This is a genomic window from Mycobacterium sp. NPDC004974 (assembly GCF_053600815.1).
Genome location: NZ_JBSGAQ010000026.1, coordinates 1 through 23,088, shown reverse-complemented (window position 1 = coordinate 23,088; position 23,088 = coordinate 1). Strand labels below are relative to the sequence as shown.

2 protein-coding genes are annotated in these 23,088 nt (G+C 66.8%); both read right to left on the bottom strand.

Going from position 1 to position 23,088, the window contains the following annotated elements:
- On the bottom strand, positions 1 to 317 hold a 317-nt coding region (locus ACWEFV_RS32185; RefSeq protein WP_450073104.1), incomplete at its 3' end, for an AMP-binding protein.
- Positions 314 to 23,088 (bottom strand): non-ribosomal peptide synthase/polyketide synthase (locus tag ACWEFV_RS32180; RefSeq protein ID WP_450073103.1); only part of this gene is annotated, 22,775 nt, incomplete at its 5' end. The genes ACWEFV_RS32180 and ACWEFV_RS32185, both read right to left, overlap by 4 nt.

Here is a 23,088-nt window from a genome sequence, read left to right as displayed (position 1 = left end):
GCCACGACCGCCTCAACCGACCGCGGGAACAACAGCGCCACCCGCAGCCCCGGACCCACACCCCGCTCAACCAGCAAGTGCGCCAACCGATTCGCGGCCTCGTCGAGTTCCCGATAGGTCAACGAACTGTCATCGAGGCTGACCGCCACCGCGTCCGGATGACGAACCACCCGCTCGGCGAACAAGACCGGAATCGACACCGTCGCCGGGACCGCCCCCTTCAGGGCTGCCCGGTTACCCCACCCATCGAGCTCCTCAAGCTCATCGTCGTCGTCGAGATCCATCGACAACAACCGCCGGTTGGAGTCGGCTGTCACGATTGTTGTACCTCCCCGGTCATGGCCTCCAGCACCCGCTGGAACCGTCGGACGACCTTGCTCACACGCTGGGCGGTGAACACGTCGGTATCGAATTCGACACGCAGTACCAGCTCGGTGCCGGGCATGGCCTGCAGAGTCAATGGGTAGTGGTTGTATTCGCGGCCGTTGACCTCGGTGATTGCCAACCCGTCGGCCATGGCTGACGCCACGTTCTCCACCGGATAGTTCTGATAGACGAACAGCGTGTCGAACAATTGATCATGGCCCACGGCACGGTGGATTTCACTGAGCGCCAGATGCTGATGCTCGAGCGTGTCGCCGTGACTGCGCTGCAGTTCGTCGAGCAGGCCCGCGATGGTGGTGTCCGGCGTGATGGTGGCCCGGACCGGCACGGTGTTGATCAGCAGGCCCACCATCGAATCCGCGCCTGCCACTTCTGCCGTCCGGCCCGAGACCGCGACGCCGAACGCGACGTCGTGTTGGCCGGTGAGCCACATGAGCACCTGTGCCCACGCAGCTTGGAGCACGGTGTTGGCGGTCGTGTGTTGTGAGCGCGCGAGTTCGTTGACCGCCTGGGTGGTTTCGGCGGGCACTCGGAAGGACTCGGTGGCCCGTCGCCCTGGTGTTACCCGGTTGGGGGCGACCAGGGTCGGGGCGGCGAATCCCGCCAGGACCTCACGCCATGCCGCGTGGGCGGCATCGACGTCGCGATCGGCCATCCATGTCACGAACCTGCGGTACGACGCGGCGGCAGGCAGGCGTTGCCCGTAGTAGCCGGCGAAGATCTCCTGCAACAGGATCGGCAGTGACCAGCCATCGAGCACGATGTGGTGATAGGTCATGACGAACCGGTGCACGTTGTGCGCGGTCTGGATCAGCGCCGTGCGGAATGCCGATTGATGGACCAGGTCGCAGACAGATGCGCGTTCGGCGGCGCACAACTCCTGTATCTGCTCCTCGGTGAGGACATCCGTGGCCATTTCGACGTACTGCCATGGCACGCTGGGATCGGCCGGGATGATCTGGACGGGGTCGCCGAATCGTTTGTCGAACCGCGCAGCCAGGTTGGGGTGGCGCTGCACCACGTTGCGCACCGCCTCGCGCAGCCGGTGTGGATCCAGCGGGCCGGTGATGGTGACGTCGAGTTGCATGGCGTAGACGTCGTCATCGTTGGTGTGAGTTGCGTTGGCCTGGAACAGGAGTCCCTGCTGCAGAGGCGTCAGGGGCAGTACGTCGGCAACGCGGTGGTGCTCGCTCAGCTCGTCGATCTCTGGCTGGGTGAGGCGGGCGGGGACGATGTCGGACGGTGTCAGACCTCCGCCGCCGTTGCGGACGTGCGCACAGACGCCGCTCAGTGCTTCGAACCAGAGCTGGCCGAGTCGGCTGACCTGGGTCTCGTCCAGGGCCGACGGAGCCCACGTCCACGTGGCGTGAAGACTTGGGCCGGTCTCGGTTTCGGCGGTGCTCGCGTTGAGTTCCACGGTGTGACCGAGAGGCATCGGTATCGCCGTGGCCGCAGCGGCGAACGTCGCCCCATCGCTGCTGACCTGCCAGAGGCCGGCAAGCTCGTCCGGCTGCGCGGCGCCCGTGCCGCCCAGCCTGCCGAGATAGTTGAAACCGATGGTCGGGTCGGCTCCGGCCAGGTCGATGCCAGGGTTGAGGTAGCGAAGGAGCCCGTAGGTCATGCCGTCGGGTAGGGCACGCAGTTGTTCCTTGGCGTCCTTGATCACGCGGCCGAGTGCCGGATCGCCCGCCTTCACCTCAGACCAGCGCAGCCCGGCCAGAGGCCCCCGGACATTGAGCGCCACGGGGTACTTGGCGGTGAACCAGCCCACGGTGCGCGAGAGGTCGATGTTCCGGTCGACGGTTCCACCCAATTCTTCGGTACGGCCGTGACCCTCGACATCGATGGCCACCGGCAGGGTGACACCCAGGAACTCTGTCACCGCCAGCGCGTAGGCGATCAGCAGAATATCTTGCACCCCAGCGTGGAACGCAGCCGGAGCCTCACCGAGCAGGACCCGGGTCGTCTCGACATCCAACGACGCGGTGAGGTGGCCGGCGGTGGCGTACGTGTCGACTTCGGGCTGCACCGTGGGTAGCGCGGATGGCGTCGCCAACACCTGTTGCCAGACGGCGGCCTGACCCTGCACCGCCGCGGAGCGCGCATGCTCGCCGAGCAGTGCCGTCCACTGCGCGAATGACGTCCCGGTCGCAGAGAGCGCGACCGGCTGACCCTGGGAATGCTGAGCCCAGGCGATGTTGAGGTCCTCGAGCAGAATCCGCCACGACACCGCATCGACCGCGAGGTGATGAATGGTCAACACCAGCTGGCCGGTGGACGCCACCCACAGCGCACTGACCATCTCCCCGGCAGCCTGGTTCAGCCTGGACCGGGCCGCCACCAGTGCTTCATCGGACAGCGCGTCCACCGACTCCAGGTGTGCTCGCACCGAACCCTTCTCGGGTACCACGAGCGACCAGGTCCCTGCCCCACCGTCTTCAGCACGCAGACGCAGCATGGCATGCCGGTCCAGCAGCGCAGCCAAAACCGTCTCGACGTCGGACTCGGTGACCCCCGGTGGGGCTTGCACCACCACCGTCTGGTTGAACTCGTCGACCGGGCCGCCGGAACGGTCCACCTCTTCCAGCCATCGCATGATCGGGGTCGCCCCCACCGGACCGACACCCTCGTCCACCGGACCGGCGTCATCATCGGCCAGGCCTGCCACCTGAGCCAGCCGGGCTACGGTCTGCTCGACGAAAACGTCACGGGGCCTGCACATCACGCCGCACGCCCTGGCCCGAGCCACTACCTGCATGGACAGGATGCTGTCTCCGCCCAGGTCGAAGAACGACTCATCGACCCCGACCCGCTCGAGCCCGAGTACCTCGGCATAGATGCCCGCCAGGACCTCCTCGACGTGCGTCTCCGGTGCGCGGTACCGATCGGCGTCCTGGTACTCCGGTGCCGGCAAGGCGCGGGTGTCGAGTTTGCCGTTGACCGTCAACGGCAACGCGTCCAGGACCACGATTGCCGCCGGGACCATGTAGGGAGGGAGCCGGTCGGCCAACGTATTTCGGATCCCCGCCGGATCCACCGAACCTGCCGCGTCCTGGGTGACATAGCCGACCAGACGCTTGATCCCCGGGTGGTCTTCGCGGGCGATCACGACCGCCTGCCCGACCCCGTCCAGTCCGCCCAAAACGGCCTGCACTTCGCCGAGCTCGATGCGATAGCCGCGAATCTTGACCTGGTCATCGGCACGGCCCAGGTACTGCAGCTGCCCGTCAGCACGCCAGCTCACGAGGTCTCCGGTGCGATACATCCGCGTTGCGGGCTGCCCCGGCTCACCGAACGGACACGCCACGAACCGCGCCGCCGTCAATCCCGAGCGGCCCAGGTAGCCACACGCCACACCGTCGCCGGCCACGTACAGCTCGCCGACCACGCCGGGAGGCACGGGACGCAACCACTGGTCGAGTACGAACAGCGCCGACGTCGGGACGGGCGCCCCGATGGGTGCGGCGCCCGACCCCGGTTTCAAGGGTGCACTCATCGACGCGTACACCGTGATCTCGGTGGGGCCATAGGCGTTGATCACCACCCGCCCGGGCGCCCAACGATCGACCACCTCACCCGGACACGCCTCGCCACCGAGCAGCAGCGCGACCGACTCCAGCCCCTCCGGGGACAGCGCACCAGCCGCCGACGGGGTCTGGGTGAGCACGTTCACCTGCTCGCTGACCAGGAGAGCATGGAACTCGGCGGGTGAAGTCACGACCGACTCGGGCACCACGACCAGGCGTGCCCCGCCCAGCAGTGCGGCCCAGATCTCCCATACCGAGAAGTCGAACGCATACGAATGGCACTGCGTCCAAACCTGGTTCTCGGGCAGCTGCTCAGGTGTGGACCGGGCCAGGTGAGTCAGGTTGTGGTGAGTGACGGCCACGCCCTTGGGAAGGCCGGTCGTTCCCGAGGTGTAAATCAGGTAGGCGATGTCCTCGGGCGCCGGTTCCGCGGGCGCGGTGCTGGGCTCGTTCGCCAGCGCCGGGTCACCGACGTCGATCACCCGCAGGCTCTGGCCGTCCAGTCGGCCGGCCAGGGTGGTGGTGGTGATCACGGCGATCGGTGCGGCATCGTCCAGCATGAAGTCGATTCGAGCCGAGGGCAGCGCGGGGTCGATCGCCAGATAGGCGGCCCCCGTCTTCAGCACCGCCAGCATCGCGACGATCGCATCCGCAGACCGCTCCAGCAGCAGGGCCACGCAGTGACCGGGCCCGGCTCCCTGACTGATGAGCAAGTGCGCCAACCGGTTTGCAGCCTCATCGAGCGCGCGGTACGTCAGCGAGCGGCCGTCAAAGGTGACCGCCACGGCCTCCGGGTCGCGTTCGACCTGGGCGGCGAACACCGCTGGGACCGACACCGGATTCGAGGCCGGCACCGCCCCGGCCAGCGCCGCCCGGTTACCCATCGCATCGATGTGGGTGTGTTCGACGACATCGAGCAGGTCGATCGTGGACAGACGCCGGTCGGTATCGGCGGTCATCGCTGACAACACGAGCTCGAACCGGTTGATCATCGTTTCGATGGTCGCCGTGTCGAACACGTCGGTGCGGAACTCCACCGTCCCCGCGATTCCGGCAGGTGCACCGGTCGGGGTCCGTCGTTCCGCCATCGAGAAGCTCAGGTCCATACGTGCGGTGTGGGTGTCCGCGGGCATCTGGCTGACCTCGAGATCACCGAGCGCAAGGCCGCCACCGGACTGACCGGGAACGTTCTGCCATCCCAGCGCCACCTGTATCAGCGGGTGGTGGGTCAGGGACCGGGTCGGATTGAGCCGCTCGACGAGTACTTCGAACGGCACATCCTGGTGGTCATAGGCGGCCAGACTGCGGGACCGCACCTGCGCCAACAACTCCGCAACCGTCGGATCTCCAGCCAGATCGGCCCTCAGCACCAACGTGTTGACGAAGAACCCGATCAGCTCGTCGAGCGCGGGGTCGCGCCGGCCGGCGATGGGGAAACCCACTGCCACATCGGAACTTCCGCTGAGCTTGGACATCAGCGTCAGCAACGCCGTCTGGATCACCATGAAGCTGGTCGCATTGTGCTCACGAGCGACTCGGCTGATTTGCTGCTGAAGTTCGGCGGACCAGTCCAAGGTGACGACGGCGCCGCGCTGATCAGCGGTCGGCGGATACGGCCGGTCGGTGGGCAGTTCCACCCGTTCGGGCATGCCGGCCAGCGCATCCTGCCAGTAGGTCAGCTGTGTGGCGATCCGGCTCCGGCTGTCGTCGAAGTCCCCGAACTGTGCACGCTGCCATAGCGTGTAATCGATGTACTGGACGGCCAGATCCGCCCAGGCAGGGGCCTGTCCGGCACTCCGGCCGGCGTAGGCCACGCCGAGGTCGGTCACCAGCGGCGTGAGAGACCAGGCGTCGGCGGCGATGTGGTGCACCACCGCAGCCAGCACATGTTCGTCACCCGATAGGCGGAAAAGCTTCGCCCGCAACGGAATTTCGCCGGACAGGTCGAATACGTGACGCGCCGCCTCACCGATCGCCTCGTGCAACTGCTCTGCCGTCCAACCGGTGGCATCGACAACATCCCAGCCGAAGTCCACCTGCGCTACCGGAAGCACCGACTGCCGCGGGATTCCCTCGACTGCCGGGAACACGGTACGCAGGCTTTCGTGACGGGCCACCACGTCGGCGAGTGCAACACCCAACGCGTCGGCGTCCAGGGTCCCGCTGAGCCGCAGTGCCGTCGCCATGTTGTAAACCGGTGACGGACCTTGCAATTGATCGAGGAACCACAGTCGGGACTGCGCGAACGACAGCGGAATCACCGCGGGACGCTCACCTGCCACCAGCGGATCCAGACGAGCCTCGTCGCCGCCGATGCGCGGCGCCAATTGCGCCACCGTCGGCGCCTCGAACAAGACACGCACCGCGAGACCGGTATCGAGGGTGGTGTTGATCGCGGCGACCAGACGCATCGCCGACAGCGAATCTCCACCCAGATCGAAGAAGGAATCGTCGACCCCGACCCGCTCCACTCCCAGCACGTCGGCGTAGATCCCGGTGAGGATCTCTTCGGTGAGGGTCCCCGGAGCGCGGTAACGGTCGATGTCCCGGTACTCGGGTGCGGGCAGGGCCCGCGTGTTCAGTTTGCCGTTGGGGGTCAACGGCAATGTCGCCAAGGTGACCACCGCGGCCGGGACCATATAGGGCGGGAGCTGTTCGGCCAGCTGGGCGCGGAGCTTGGCCGGGTCCGCAGTCCCCGTCACGTAACCCACCAGCCGCTTGTCGCCAGGGCGATCCGCACGTGCGATCACGGCTGCCTGTTCGACGCCGTCCAGCCCGGCCAAAACCGCCTGGATCTCGGTGAGTTCGATGCGATACCCACGGATCTTGACCTGCTCGTCGGCACGTCCCACGTAACGCAGCTGCCCATCGGTACCCCAGCACACCAGATCGCCGGTGCGGTACATGCGGGTTCCCGGCGCGCCGAACGGGCAAGCCACAAAGCGTGATCCGGTCAGATTCGCCTGGCCCAGATAGCCGACACCTACGCCGCGGCCGGCGACATACAACTCCCCGACCACCCCTGGCGGTACCCGACGCAACGACCCGTCGAGCACGAACAGCGCCGAGCTCGGAACCGGCGCACCGATCGACGGAGCGCCCGTCCCAGGCACCAGAGGCGCAGTCCTGGAAGCACATATCGTGGTCTCGGTCGGGCCGTACGCATTGACCATCATGCGTCCGGGCGCCCAGCGATCCACCAACTCGGCCGGGCAGGCCTCACCAGCCACCAACAACGACACCGCACCCAAACGCTCGGGCGACAGCAGTGCGACCGCTGAGGGCGTCTGGCTCAAGACGCTGACCTGCTCGGCGACGAGCAGCGTCTGCAGGTCTTCTGGCGAGCGGGCCACCGACTCGGGAACGACCACCAGCCGCCCGCCGTGCAGCAACGCGCCCCAGATCTCCTCAACCGAGGCGTCGAAGGCGTACGAATGCCATTGCGTCCACGTCTGTCCCGCCAAGAACGTGTCAGACGAGCCCAGTAGCCCGGTCACGTTGCGATGGGTGATCGCCACTCCCTTGGGGACGCCGGTGGTTCCCGAGGTGTAGATGATGTAGGCGATGTCGTCCGGCTCCGGCGCGGACAAGGCGGTGCCGTCGAGGCCGTCGAGACCCGGGTGCGCGGCATCCGCGACATCATCGACCTCGATGACCCGCAGGTCGCACCCGGCCAGTCGATCGGCCAGGCCGGTGGTGACGATCGCTGCTGCCGGCGCGGCATCGGCGAGCATGAATTCAATTCGCGCATCGGGCAATACGGGGTCGATCGGCAGATATGCCGCCCCCGCCTTGAGCACCGCCAGCATCGACACGACCGCTTCTGCGGAACGCTCCGCCAGCAATGCCACGCAGGCACCTGCCCCCACACCGTGAGCTGCCAGCGTGTGCGCCAACCGAGTTGCCGCCTCGTCGACTTCCCCATACGACATGCGGCGGCCGCCGAAACTGATCGCCACCGCCTCAGGCGCTCGGGCGACCTGTTCGGCGAACAACACCGGAATCGAGACGGGAACCGGTGTCGTGGCGGGCTCACGCGTCGCCAGTACCGACCGATTGCCCCACGCATCCAGTCGGGCAAGCTCGGCCTCGTCAAGCAGGTCCAGGGACGAGAGCCGCTGGGTGGTGTCGGCCGTCATCGCCGCCAGGACCCGCTGCCACCGCGCGATCAGTGTTTCGATGCTGTCCGTGTCGAACACATCGGTGCGGAACTCCACTGCCCCACCGATTCCGGCGGGCGCACCTTCGGACGTCCAGCGTTCTCCGAGCGAGAACGTCAGATCCATGCGGGCGGTCTGGGTGTCCACGGGCAACGGGGTCACATCGAGGTCGCCCAGGCTCAGCCCGTCGGCGGGGCCGGTGTCCTGCCAGGGAAGGTTCTGCCACGCCAACGCCACCTGCACCAACGGGTGGTGAGCGAGACTGCGGGTCGGGTTGAGCCGTTCCACCAGAACTTCGAACGGAACGTCCTGATGTTCGAAGGCGGCCAAGCTGCGCGTGCGCACCTGGGCCAGCAACTCCGCCACGGTGGGATCACCGGTCAGATCCGCGCGCAACACCAGATTGTTGACGAAGAAACCGACCAGCTCCTCGAGTGCCGGGTCGCGACGCCCGGCGATCGGGAACCCCACGGCCACATCCGAACTCGCGCTCAGCCGGGAAAGCAGGGTAAGCAGCGCGGCCTGCACCACCATGAAACTGGTTGCCCCGTGCTCGGCGGCCACCGCGTTCACCCGCTGCTGCAGCTCGGCGGGCCATTCGACCTCGACAGTGGAACCGCGCTGATCGGCAACCGGCGGGTATGGACGATCGGTGGGCAATGCCAGGCGTTCGGGGAGGCCGGCGAGGGCGTCTTCCCAGTAGCCCAGCTGCGCGGCGATCGGGCTGTCACGGTCCTCGAGATCGCCCAGCTGCGTACGTTGCCACAGCGTGTAGTCGACGTACTGCACAGGCAATGGCGCCCAGTCGGGCGCCTGCCCGGCGCACCGGCCGGCGTACGCCACACTCAGATCGCGCACCAGCGGGGTCAGTGACCAGCCGTCGGCAGCGATGTGGTGGACCACGGCCACCAGGACGTGCTCATCCTCGGCGACGCGGAAAACCTTTGCCCGCATCGGGATTTCGGAACTGAGGTCGAAGCTGTACCGGACGGCGGCATCGATGGCCGCGTCCAGCTCGCCGTCCGCCCAGCCGGTGGCATCGACGACCGTCCAACCGAAGTCCGCGCGGTCGATCGGCATCACCACCTGGCGAGGTGTTCCGTCGGGTGAGTCGAACAGCGTGCGCAGGCTCTCATGGCGGGCGACCACGTCGCCCAGCGCCGCGCCCAACGCGTCCGCGTCGAGCCGACCGTGAAGCCGCAGGCCGACCGGCATGTTGTAAACCGGGGACGGCCCTTGCAGCTGGTCGACGAACCACAACCGATTCTGGGCGAACGACAACGGAATCACAGCAGGGCGCTCACTCGCCACCAGCGGGTTCACCGCCCCCGCGCGTTCACCGATACACAGCGCCAACTGCGCAACGGTGGGAGCTTCGAACACCGTGCGTACCGAGAGTTCGGTATCCAGGCTGGCATTGATCGCCGAAACCAGCCGCATCGTCGAGACGGAGTCCCCGCCCAGATCGAAGAAGGAGTCGTCTGCACCGACGCGCTCCACACCCAGCACCCGAGCGTAGATCCCGGCCAGGATCTCCTCGTCCGGGCCGGACGGCGCGCGGTAATGGTCGGTATCGCGGTAGTCCGGCGCCGGTAGTGCCCGGGTGTCGAGCTTGCCGTTCACCGTCACCGGCAGCGCAGCGAGGGCCACCACCGAGGCGGGAACCATGTAGCCCGGCAGCCGTTCGGCCAGTGCCGCACGCGCTCTGACCGGATCGGCAGTCCCGGTGATGTAGCCCACCAGACGCTTGTCACCCGGCTGATCCTCGCGGGCGATCACCGCCGCTTGGTCCACCCCTTCCAGCGCGGTCAGCGCCGACTGGATCTCGCCGAGTTCGATGCGGTACCCGCGGATCTTGACCTGCTCATCGGCGCGGCCGAAGTAATCCAGCTGCCCGTCGGCTCGCCATCGCACCAGGTCGCCGGTGCGGTACATGCGCGTGCCGGGTTCCCCGAACGGACATGCCATGAAGCGCGATGCGGTCAGTCCCGCCCGGCGCCAATACCCGATGCCGACGCCGGCGCCGGCCAGGTACAACTCACCTACCACGCCTGCCGGTACCGGCCGCAGCCATTCGTCCAGCACGAAGAACGCCGCCCACGCTGTCGGTGCTCCGATCGGCGGGGCACCCGAACCGGCGGCCAAAGACGCACTGGCACACAACCACATCGTGGTCTCGGTCGGGCCGTAGACGTTGACCATCACCCGTCCCGGCGCCCAGCGATCCACCAACTCCGGCGGGCAAGGTTCTGCCCCGATCACGAGTGATGTCGCGTCGAGGCCCTGCACCGGCAGCACTCCCACGGCCGACGGGGTCTGGGTCAACACCGTGACCCGTTCGCGTACCAGAAGCGCGTGGAAATCCTCGGGCGAACGGGTCACCGAGTCGGGCACCACCACGAGCCGGCCACCGTGCAGCAGCGCACCCCAGATTTCCCACACCGAGAAGTCGAACGCATACGAATGGAACTGCGTCCACACCTGTCCCGGCTCCAGCGGCACACCGATCTCGAGCGAGTCGAACAGCTGCGCCACGTTGCGCTGGGTGACCGCCACCCCCTTGGGCTGCCCGGTGGTGCCCGACGTGTAGATGATGTGGGCCATGTCGTCGGGGGCCGGTGCCGCCAGTGCCGTACTGGGCTGGTCGGCGACGACCGGGTCCGCTACGTCGAAGATCATCAGGCCGTGCCCATCGAACCGGTCGACCAACTCAGTCGTGGTGACCGCGGCGATCGGGGCAGAGTCGGTCAGCATGAACTCGACGCGGGCCTCGGGAAGCGCCGGGTCGATCGGCAGATATGCCGCGCCACTCTTGAGCACCGCCAGGATCGCCACGACGGCCTCCGCCGAACGCGGGAACATCAACGCGACCCGCTCGCCGGGGCCCACTCCCCGACTGACGAGCAAGTGCGCCAACCGATTCGCGGACTCATCGAGTTCCCGATACGTCAGCGACCGGTCGCCACAGACCAGCGCCACCGCCTCCGGCGCCCGCATCACCTGCGCCGCGAACAGCTCCGGCACCGACGCCGGCTGCGCCAGGTTGGACAGCACCGCCCGATTGCCCCACTGGGCAAGGCGCGCGCGCTCGGCCTCGTCGAGGAGGCTGACCGCCGAGAGCGCACGACCCGGATCGGTCGTCATCGCCTCCAGCACAGCCTCGATCCGCTCGGTGAGCACATCGATGTCGGCGGTGTCGAAGACGGCGGTGTCGTATTCGAGACGCAGGCGAAGTTCATCACCGGGTATCGCTTGCATCGTCAGCGGGTAGTCGGTCGATTCGTGACTGGTGAAATCGATGATCTCCAAGCCGTCGCCGGCGCCGGACAACGCAGCGGTGTCGACCGGGTAGTTCTCGAACACGAACAGGGTGTCGAACAGCCGGTCATGGTCGGTGATGCGGTGGATCTCGCTGAGCGAGAGATGTTGGTGCTCAAGAGTCTTGGTTTGAGCGTGTTGCAGCTGGTCAAGCAGGTCGGAGGTGGTGGTCGCCGCGGTGATGTCAGCGCGCACCGGCACCGTATTGATCAGCAGGCCCACCATCGACTCCGCGCCGACCACCTCGGCCGGCCGCCCGGAGACCACGGTGCCGAAGGCGATGTCACGCTGGCCGGTCAGTGAGTTCAGCAGGAGCGCCCATGCGCCCTGCAACACGATGTTGGCGGTGGTGCGGTGCGAGCGCGCGAGCTCGGTGACCGCCCGGGTGATCTTCGCGGACAGTTGATGTGCCCGCACGCCGCGCTGCCCCGGCTCGGACTTCTGCGACGAGTCGACGAGGGTGGGGGTGTCAAAACCGTCCAGTACCTCACGCCAGGCCGCATGTGCTGCCTCGATGTCGCGATCGGCCAGCCACCTGATGAAGCTGCGATACGGCGTGGCCGCGGGCAGCCGGTGACCGTGGTAGGAGGCGAAGATCTCCTGCAGCAGGATGGGCAGCGACCAGCCATCGAGCACGATGTGATGATTGGTGAGCACCACCCGGTGGCTGTTGTGTGCGGTGCGGATGACCGCCACCCGGAAGGCCGGCGGATGTGCCAGATCGCAGACCGCGGCGCGTTCCTCAGCGCATACCTGCCGGATCTGCTCCTCGGTTGCGGCGCCGCCCAATTCGACATAGCGCCACCCTGCGGCGGGATCAGCCGGGATGACCTGCACCGGTTCGTCGAACTGTTCGCAGAATCGGGCCGCGAGATGCGGATGGCGGTTGGCCACTGCCTGCACGGCATCCCGGAGCCGGTGCTCGTTGAGCGCACCGGCGACGGTGATGTCCAACTGCACCACGTACAGGTCGTCATCGGAGCCCTGCACGGTGCTGCTGTGAAAGACGAGCCCCTGCTGTAATGCGGTCAGCGGCAGGATGTCTGCCACCCGGTTCTGCCGTGACAACTCATCGATCTCGTGCTGGCTGAGCCGGGCAGGCGCGATGTCCGACGGGGTCAGTCCGCCCCCACCGTTTCGCACGTGCTCGCAGATGCCGGCCAGGGCGTCCAGCCACAGCCCGCTGAGCCGGTTGATCTGTGCCTCATCGACGGTCGACTGCGCCCAGGTCCAGTTCGCCTGCAACTGCGGGCCGGTCTCGGTGTCGATGGCGCCCGCATTGAGCGCCACGGTGTGGGACAACGGCATGGGCATGGCCGCTGCCGCGCCGGTCGCCGACAGCCCGTCCGCTGAGATCCGCCACAGGTCGTCGGTCGTCTCGGCGGCTCCGCCCCCGAGGCGCCCCAGGTAGTTGAACCCGATCGTCGGGTCGACGCCGTCGAGATCGACGTCGGCGTTCAGGTAGCGCAGTAGCCCGTACGTCAGCGGATCGGGCAGCGAACGCACCTGCTCCTTCGCGTCTTTGATCGCCGCGCCCAACGCTGCGTCACCGGTCACCACTTGGGACCAGGACAGTCCGCTGACGTCGTCCCCGAAGTTCATGGCCACCGGATACTTGGCGGTGAACCACCCGACCGTGCGCGACAGGTCGATGGTCAGACCGGCGGTTCCATCCAGGTCTGCCAGTTCTTCTTGGCGGCCGTGCCCTTCGACGTCAACGGCGATCGGCCTACCGGGTGTGCCCAAGGCTCCTGAGAACTCAGCCACCGCAAGCCCGAACGCGATCAACAAAATGTCCTGCACCCCGGCGTGGAACGCCGTCGGCACCTCGCCGAGCAACATGCGCGTGGTTTCCGCGTCCAACGACACCCGCAGCTGCCCGGCGGTCTCGTAGGTATCGACGTCGGGTTGCACTGTCGGTAACGCCGCTGGAGTGGCCGCTACCTGCCGCCACGCGTCGGCCTGGGCCACAACGTCCGGATGACCGGCGTGCGCGTGCAGCAGTTCGGACCACCGCGCGAAAGATGTGCCGGCCGGCGGCAGGGCCACGGGTTGCCCACCGCGATGCTGCGACCAGGCGATGTTGAGGTCTTCCAACATGATTCGCCACGACACCGCGTCGACGGCCAGGTGGTGGACGACCAACACCAGTTGGCTCGTCGAGTTCACCCACAGCGCGCTCAGCATCACCCCGGCCGCCGGGTTCAACCGTGACCGCGCCGCGACCAGCGCCTCATCGGTCAACGTGCCCACGGATCGCACGCACTCTCGTGCGTCCACCGAGCCGGGTTCGGGCACCGCCAACGACCAGTCATCGGCACCATCGCGCCCGGCCCGCAGCCGGAGCATGCCATGGCGATCAATCAAGGCCTGCAACAGGATTACGACATCGGCCGCAGAAACACCCGCAGGAGCTTGCACGAGCACCGTCTGGTTGAACTCATCGACCGGGCCGGTGCTTTCAACGTTGTTCAGCCACCGAATGATCGGTGTTGCCGGTACCGGCCCGACGCCTTCGTCAACCGGGCCATGAGAGCCGCCGGCGACCTCGACGACCCGCGCCAGCCGCGCCACGGTCTGCTCGACGAACACATCGCGCGGGCGGCACACCAAGCCGGCTGCCCGAGCCCGGGCAACCACTTGCATCGACAGAATGCTGTCTCCGCCGAGGTCGAAGAACGAGTCGTCGACTCCGACCCGCTCCAGCCCGAGCACCTGGGCGTAGATATCGGTCAGGACCTCTTCGACGGCATCCGCCGGCGCGCGATAGGCATCCCCGGAGCCGTAGTCGGGAGCGGGAAGTGCTCGGGTGTCCAGCTTTCCGTTGACCGTCAGAGGCAGCGCGTCGAGCACCACAACCGCGCCCGGAACCATGTACGCCGGCAGCCGGTCGGCGAGTTCGGCGCGAAGACTGGCCGGTTCGCCGGTGCCGGTGATGTAGCCGACGAGGCGCTTGTCACCGGGACGGTCCTCACGGGCGATCACCGCCACCTGCTCCACACCGTCGAGAACGGCCAAGGCGGCCTGGACTTCACCGAGTTCGATGCGATAACCGCGGATCTTGACCTGTTCATCGGCGCGACCCAGGTACTGCAACTGCCCGTCCGGGCGCCAGCACACCAGGTCCCCGGTGCGATACATGCGCGTACCGAGCCCACCGAACGGACACGCGACAAACCGCGAGGCGGTCAAGCCGGTTCTGCCTACGTAGCCATATCCCAGGCCCGCACCTGCGACGTACAGCTCACCGATGACTCCGGCAGGCACCGGACGAAGCCACTCGTCGAGCACCAGTAGCGCGGCTCCGGGAACCGGTGAGCCGATGGGCACGCCGTGGCCGGCTTCCAGGGGCGCACTGATCGCCACGCACATCGTGGTCTCGGTGGGTCCGTAGGCGTTGATCATCACGCGGCCGGGAGCCCACTGCTCGACGACCTCGGGTGAGCAGGCTTCTCCGACCACGACCAACGCCGCCGACTCCAGGCCCTCGGTCGGCAACGCCCTTACCGCGGAAGGAGTCTGAGTGAGAACGTCGACTCGTTCGCCAACCAGCAAGGCATGGAAATCGTCCGGTGAGACCGTGATGTCCTCGGGTACGACCACTACCCGTCCACCACGGAGCAGAGCGCCGAAGATCTCCCACACCGAGACATCGAAGGCCAGGGAGTGACACTGGGGCCACACTCCCGGGCGAGGCAGCCCGGCGTCGAGTGACTCCAGCAGCTGGGTCACGTTGTGATGGGTGACCGCAACACCTTTGGGCACACCGGTGGTACCCGAGGTGTAGATCAGGTAGGCGATGTCGTCTGCGTGCGGCGCCGGCATCTCACCACTCGGCTGGAGCGCGAGGGTGCCGATCTCGCTGACGTCGACAACCGCGACGCCGTGCCCCTGCAGTCGATCGGCCAGATCGGTCGTGGTGACGGCGGCAACCGGACCGGCGTCGGTCAGCACGAACTCAAGCCGGGCATCGGGCACCACCGGATCGATCGGCAGATACGCCGCTCCGGTTTTGAGGATCGCCAGGATGGCGATGATCGCCTCAGCGGACCGGTTGAACAGCAGTGCGACGCACTGCCCTGGGCCCGCTCCCCGGCCGATCAGCAAGTGCGCCAAGCGGTTCGCGGATTCGTCGAGATCGCGGTAGGTCCATGAGCGCTCACCGGCGGTCAGCGCCACCGCCTCGGGCGTACGGGACACGTGCTCGGCGAACAGCGCGGGAACCGAGATCGGCCTGGGCGCCGGCCGGGTCAGCGTTTCGAGGTTGCCGAGGTCCGCGAGGCGGGCGTGCTCATCCTCGCCGAGCAGATCGACCGACGACAGCCGCGCGGTCGGGTCGGCCGTCATGGACGTGAGCACCCGCTGCAACCGGGCGATCAGGGTTTCGATGGTGTCGGCATCGAACACGTCGGTGCGGAATTCCACCGTCCCGCCGATGCCGGCCGGCTCACCGGACTCGGTCCGGCGTTCAGCCAGCGAGAAGTTCAAATCCATTCGGGCGGTGTGGGTGTCCACGGGCATCCGGGTGACCTGCACATCACCCAATGCCATCCCGGCAGCCGAATCATTGACATCATGCCCGGCGAAGTTCTGCCATGCCAGCGCCACCTGGATCAACGGATGGTGGGCCAGCGACCGGGTCGGGTTCAGTTGTTCGACGAGGACTTCGAACGGCACATCCTGGTTGTCGAACGCGGCCAGGCTGCGTGCCCGTACCTGAGCCAGGACCTCGGTGACGGTCGGGTCACCGGCCAGGTCCACCCGGAGCACCAGTGTGTTGACGAAGAAACCGACCAGTTCATCCAGCGCGGGGTCACGGCGGCCGGCGATCGGGAAACCCACCGCCACATCGGAACTCGCGCCGAGCTTCGACAGCAATGTCAACAGCGCCGCTTGTACCACCATGAAGGTGGTCGCGTTGTGTTCACGCGCCACCCGGGCCACTTGTTGCTGCAACTCGGCCGGCCAGTCCACTCGCATCGTGGCACCGCGCTGATCGGTCATCAGCGGGTACGGCCGATCGGTCGGCAGGTCGATGCGCTCGGGCATGTCGGCCAGCGCGTCCCGCCAGTAGCTGAGCTGCGTGGCGATACGGCTCTGGCTGTCCTCGAAGTCACCGAACTGCGCACGCTGCCACAACGTGTAATCGGCGTACTGCACCGCCAGCGGCGCCCAGTCGGCGGCCTGCCCTGCACACCGGTTGGCGTAGGCCACGCCGAGATCGGCCACCAGCGGGGTGACCGACCAACCGTCCGCGGCGATGTGATGCACCACCGCGACGAGCACGTGCTCGTCATCGGCCAGCCGGAACAGCTTTGCCCGCAGAGGAATCTCGGCAGACAGGTCAAAAGTATGCCGCGACGCGGCCTCGATGCCGGCCTGCACCTGCGCCGGCGTCCAGCCGCTGGCATCGACAACTTCCCAGCCGAGTTCGGCATGTCCTGAGGCCATCACGATCTGGCGCGGGATGCCGTCGGGCGCGGCGAACAGGGTGCGCAGGCTTTCGTGGCGAGCCACCACGTCGGCCAGCGCCGCGCTCAATGCCTCGACATCCAGTGCGCCGGTCAGCCGGAACGCGGCCGTCATGTTGTAAACCGGTGACGGACCCTGCAATTGGTCCAGGAACCACAAACGTGACTGGGCGAACGACAGCGGCACGACCGCAGGCCGTTCAGCGGCCACCAAGGGCTCCAACCGGGCCTCTGCCCCACCGACCCGCAGTGCGAGCTGTGCCACCGTGGGCGCATCGAACAGGGAACCCACCGTGATACCGGCCCCCAACGATGTGTTGATCGCAGCGACCAGACGCATCGCGGACAACGAGTCCCCGCCCAGATCGAAGAACGAATCGTCGATCCCCACCCGAGCCAGACCGAGGACACGAGCATAGATGTCGGCCAGGATCTCCTCGACCGGGTTCGCCGGGGCGCGATAGTGATCGGTGTCGAGATAGTCCGGTGCCGGTAGAGCACGCCTGTCGAGTTTGCCGTTCACCGTCAGAGGCACCGCATCGATCGCCATCACCGCGGACGGGACCATGTAGCTCGGGAGCCGCTCGGCCAGCCGCGCGCGGATCTGGCCTGGCTCGGCCGTTCCGGTGACATAGCCGACCAGACGCAATGCCGCGCGATCGTCCTCGCGAGCGATCACGACGGCTTGTGTCACGCCGTCGACTGCGGCCAGCGCGGCCTGGACTTCACCGAGTTCGATGCGGTACCCGCGGATCTTGACCTGCTCGTCAGCACGTCCCAGGTACTGCACTTGACCGTCAAGGCCCCACCGCACCAGATCACCCGTGCGGTACATGCGGGTTCCCGGCGCCCCGAAGGGACAGGCGACGAAACGGGAAGACGTCAGGCCTGCCCGGCGCCAATATCCCGTTCCCACACCGCGGCCGGCGATGTAAAGCTCACCGACCACTCCGGGCGCCACCGGCCGCAACCAGGAATCAAGTATGAACAGCGCTCCGCCGGCGACCGGTGCGCCGATCGGCACCACCGATCCCGGAGTGAGGGGTGCGCTGATCGATGCGTAGACGGTGGCCTCGGTGGGACCGTAGGCGTTGATCATCACTCGTCCGGGCGCCCAGCGGTCCACCAGCTCAGGAGGACAGGCTTCGCCGGCCACCACCAACGCCGCCGACTCAAGACCCTGCGGTGAGATCATGCCCGCGGCCGATGGGGTCTGACTCAATACGGTGACGTGTTCGGTCACCAGCAAATCGTGGAAATCATCGGGTGATGCGGCGACCGATTCCGGTACCACCAGCAGGCGTGCGCCATGGAGCAACGCACCGAAGATCTCCCACACCGAGACGTCGAAGCTGTACGAGTGCCACTGCGTCCATACCTGCCCGGGTCCCGATGACACGTTGTCGTCGAGGGAGCCGAACAGTCCCGGCACGTTGCGATGCGGGATGGCAACGCCTTTCGGCACACCCGTCGTGCCGGACGTGTAGATGATGTAAGCGGTGTCGTCGGGAGACGGGGCCTGCATCGCAGTCCCCGGCCGGCCTTCGGCGGCATCGTCGATATCGATGACGGGGACATCAATCCCGTCCAGGAGAGAACGTCCTCCGGCCGCGGTGACCGCGACGATCGGCTCGGCATCTTCCAGCATGAATGCAATGCGGGCCACCGGAAGCGCCGGATCGATCGGCACGTAAGCCGCTCCGGTCTTCAGCACAGCCACAATCGCCACGATGGCCTCGGTCGACCGGGAGAACAGCAGCGCCACAACCTCGCCCGGGCCCGCGCCGTGGGCGGACAATACGCGCGCGAACCGGTTGGCGGCCTCGTCGAGTTCCCGGTAAGTCATCGACCGGCCCTCGAAAGTGACCGCGACCGCGTCCGGAGTGGATGCCACCTGCTCGGCGAACAGTGCCGGAATCGACTTCGCCGTCACCGGTTCCGTCAAGACCGCCCGGTGACTCCACTCGTTCAGGCGGGCGTGCTCAGCGTCACCGAGCAGATCGACCGATGACAACGGCCGCTCCGGATCCGAGGTCATCGCTGCCAGAACTGCTTTCAGCCGCTCAACCAAGGCCTCGACGGCGACCGGGGCGAAGACCTCGGTGTCGTACTCGACACGGAGCTGCATTTCGCGTTCGACGCGGGAACCCGATTCGCGGCCCGGGAGGGCTTGCACCGCCAGCGGGTAGTGGTTGGATTCGCGGAAATCGAACCCGGTGACCGCCAACCCGTCGACGCCCGACAGTGCGGTGGTGTCGATCGGGTAGTTCTCGAAAACGAGGAGGGTGTCGAACAACCTATCCTGACCGCTGATGCGGTGGATGTCGCTGAGCGCCACGTGCTGATGCTCGAGCGTGTCGTTGTGGGCACCTTGCAACTGACGCAACAGATCTGCGGTGGTGGTGTTCGGTTTCACCGTGGCCCGCACCGGCAATGTGTTGATCAGCAGGCCCACCATCGAATCCGAGCCCTCGACGTCGGCCGGCCGCCCCGAGACCGTCGTGCCGAATGCGACATCATGCTGGCCGGTCAGCGAGCTCAGCAGGAGTGCCCAGGCGCCCTGCAGCACGACGTTGGTGGTGCTGTGATGGGTGCGCGCCAACTCACCGATTGCGCGGGTGGTCTCCTCCGGAAGCCGGAATGTCTCGATACCCCGCTGTCCCAGCCTGTTTCGATCGGCCGGCCCCACCAATGTCGGTGTGTCGAATCCGGCCAACATCTCGCGCCATACCTCATGGGAGCCGGCGCGATCCCGTTCGCCGAGCCAGGTGACGAACCGGCGATACGGCGCGGCTGCGGGCAACCGTTGCCCACCGAAGCCGGCGAAGATCTCCTGCAGCAAGATCGGCATCGACCAGCCGTCGAGCACGATGTGGTGCGCCGTCAGCACGAACCGGTACCGGTCATCGGCGATGCGAATGACGCAGGCCCGGAAGGCGGGTTGGTTTTCGAGATCGCAGACCGCGGCACGTTCGACGGCGCAGATGTCCTGGATCTGCTGATCAACGCCAATACCGTTGACGTCCAGTTCGATACACCGCCACGGCGCCACGGGATCCGCGGGTACGACCTGCACCGGCTGCTCGAACTTCTCGAAGAAGCGGGCCACCAGGTGCGGATGTCTCCGGACCACCGCCTGGACCGCCTCGCCGAGCCGCTCCTGATCGAGCGGGCCGCTCAACGCAATATCCAGTTGCATCGCATATACGTCGCGAGAGCCCCGAGCGGTCCCCGCATGGAACAGCAATCCCTGTTGCAACGGCGTCAGCGGCAGGACATCGGAAATCCGGTGCTGCCGGCTGAGTTCGTCGATCTGCTGCTGGCTCAGCGCGGCAGGAGCGATGTCCGACGGGGTCAGCCCGCCGCCACCGTTTCGCACGTGCGCGCAGATTCCGGCCAGCGCATCGAACCACAGTTGGCCCAGTCGGCTTACTTCCGTGCGGTCCAGGACTGAGTGCGCCCATGTCCAGTCGGCGTTCAGCAGCACGCCCGTGTCGGTATCGACGGTGGCTGCGTTGAGCTCGACGGTATGCCCGAGTGGCGTGGGAACCGCCCCGGCCAGGCGGGTCAACGACAAGCCCTCAGAACGCATCCGCCAGACATCACCGGAGGCGTCTCCCACAGCCCCACCCAGGCGGCCCAGGTAGTTGAACGCTATCGCCGGATCCGGCCCGGCCAGCTCAATTTCTGGGTTCAGGTAACGCAGCAGGCCGTAGGTGAGACCGTCGGGCAGAGCTCGCAGCTGCTCCTTGGCGGCTTTGACCACCGCACCGAGCGTTGCGTCACCCGCCTTCACCTGCGTCCAGGGCAATCCGTGCAGGTGGCCCCCGAAGTCGAACGACACCGGGTACTTCGCGGTGAACCAGCCCACGGTGTGCGACAGGTCGATGTCGAGGCCGGCAGTTACACCCAAATCTGCCAAGTCCTCTTGGCGCCCGTGCCCCTCCACATCGATGGCAATCGGTGCGCTGCTGCGCGAGAATTCGGCGACCGCCAACCCGAACGCAATCAACAAGATGTCTTGGGTGCCTGCATGAAACGCGGCGGGCACTTCGCCGAGAAGCATGTGGCTGGTCTCGGCGTCCAACGTCATCGACAGCTGCCCGGCGGTCTCATAGGTATCGACCTGGGGTTGCGATGCGGGCAATGCCGGCGGTGTGGCCGCCACCTGTCGCCACACGTGCGCCTGGTCCACCACATGCGGGTTCAGTGCAGCCTGAGACAGCAGGTCCGCCCATCGGGCGAACGACATGCCGGCGGGCACCAGCGTCACCGGCCGACCGCTACCATGCTGCGCCCAGGCGACATTGAGATCCTCCAGGAGGATTCGCCACGACACGCCATCGACCGCCAGATGGTGAACGATCAGCACCAGCTGACTCGTGGAAGTCACCCACAGCGCGCCGAGCATTGCCCCGGCGGCCGGGTCCAGCGTTGACCTCACCGATACCAGGGCGTCGTCAGACAACACATCCACCGAGTGCACGCATCCGGCGGCGTCGACCGAACCCGCTTCGGGCACCGTCAACGACCATCCGCCGGCGCCGTCGTCCTCGGCACGCAATCGGAGCATGCCGTGCCGATCGAGCAAGGCCTGCAACAGAACTACGACGTCGGCCTCGGTAACACCCGCAGGAGCTTGCAACAGCACCGTCTGGTTGAACTCGTCGATCGGGCTGTCGGCTCTTCTCAGGTTCTTCAGCCACCGCATGATCGGGGTAGCCGCCACCGGTCCGAGGCCCTCGTCAGCCGGTTCGTCGGTCACACCCGTCGACTCGACCACCTGGGCCAGTCGGGCCACAGTCTGCTGGACGAAGATGTCCCGCGGGCGACACGTCAGGCCCGCGGCCCGGGCGCGCGAGGCCACCTGCATCGACAAGATGCTGTCGCCACCCAACTCGAAGAACGACGCATCGACGCCGACACGGTCCAGTCCGAGGATCTGGGCGTAGATCCCGGCCAGGATCTCCTCGGTCGGAGTCGACGGGGCCCGATAGTCATCGATGTGCTGGTATTCCGGTGCAGGCAAAGCCTTCTTGTCGAGCTTGCCGTTGACCGTCAACGGGACAGCCTCGATGGCTACCACCGCGGTGGGCACCATATAGGCCGGGAGCTTTGTCGCGAGTTCGGCACGAGCTGCCGACGGATCGGCGGTTCCGGTGATGTAGCCGACCAGACGCTTGTCGCCGGGACGGTCCTCACGGGCGATCACCACCGCCTGCTCGACCCCATCCAAAGCCGTCAACGCCGACTCGATCTCACCCAACTCGATGCGATAGCCGCGAATCTTGACCTGCTCATCGGCCCGCCCGAGGTACTGCAACTGCCCATCGGAGCCCCAACAGACGAGATCCCCGGTGCGATACATCCGCTGTCCCGGCGCTCCGAACGGACACGCCACAAATCGCGACGCGCTCAACCCGGCTCGGCCAACGTAGCCGGCAGCCAAACCCGCACCAGCCACGTACAACTCGCCCACCACACCCGCAGGCATGGGCCGCAACCAATCGTCGAGCACGAAGAACGCGAGATCGTCCAGAGGTACACCGATCGGACTGACCGCATTCCCCACATCGGCCGCGGTGATCTCCCGGAACGACGCATGCACCGTCGTCTCGGTGATCCCATACATATTGATCAACCGCGGCAGCCTCGGGTGTTCAGCCAACCACGGAGCCAGCCGCTGCGGTTCCAGCGCTTCACCGCCGAACACCACAGCGTCGAGCGCCAGCCGGTTTTCCGGCCGGGCGGTATCCACCGCTTGCAACGCGTAGAACGCCGAGGGTGTCTGACTCAACACACTCACATGTTCATCGACCAACAACGCGTGGAACTCTTCAGGCGATCGTGTCACCGATTCGGGCACCACCACCAACCGGCCACCATGCAACAGCGCGCCGAAAACCTCCCACACCGAAAAGTCGAAAGCCAACGAATGACACTGCGTCCACACCTGACCCGCAGACAACTCGACATCGGCGTCCACCGCCCGTAGCAACCGCGCCACATTCCGATGCGCAACCGCCACACCCTTGGGCACACCCGTAGTACCCGACGTGTAGATCAGATACGCGATGTCGTCGGGCCTCGGCCCCATCGGTAGCGCCGTACACGGCTGGCTGTAGACCGCGCGGTCGTTGACATCGATCACCGTCAACCCACGTCCGCCCAACCGATCCACCAGATCAGCGGTGGTCACCACAGCCATCGGCGCGGAGTCAGAGAGCA